The sequence below is a fragment of the Streptomyces sp. SID13726 genome, assembly GCF_010548375.1.
Classification (GTDB): Bacteria; Actinomycetota; Actinomycetes; order Streptomycetales; family Streptomycetaceae; genus Streptomyces.
On sequence record NZ_JAAGLY010000406.1, the window covers coordinates 1 to 452 of the forward strand.

At 76.1% G+C, this 452-nt stretch carries 1 protein-coding gene; it reads right to left on the reverse strand.

The genetic code is table 11. From position 1 onward, the window contains the following. A partial coding sequence (locus G3I78_RS48305; RefSeq protein WP_164436977.1) for an ATP-binding cassette domain-containing protein occupies window positions 1-452 on the reverse strand: 452 nt, incomplete at both ends.

Below are 452 nucleotides of genomic sequence, written 5' to 3' on the forward strand. Positions count from 1 at the left end.
AGTCGGCGAGGTCCACGACGCGGGTGCAGGCGTCGCGCGTGTGCGGATCGTGCGTCGCGACGACGACGATCGAGGACTGCTGCGCGATCCCCGCGAGGACGTCGTTCACGGTCGCGGCGGTCGCGAGGTCGAGCTGCGCGGTCGGCTCGTCCACGAGCAGCAGGTCCGGCGCGAGCGCGACCGCACGCGCGAGCATGAGCCGCTGCGCCTCCCCGCCCGACAGCGCCCGGAACGGCCGGCCCGCGACCGGCGCGAGCGCGAACCGGTCCAGGACGTCCAGCGCCTCGGTCTCCGCGTCGCGGCGTCGTGCCCCCCGCGCCAGCAGCGGCAGCACCACATGGTCCAAGGCCGCCCGCCGTGCCACCCCGTGCGGGTTCTGGAACACCCACCCCGTGCGCTCGACCCCGACCCGCTCGATCGTTCCCGAGCGAGGCGCCACCCAGCCCGCGAGC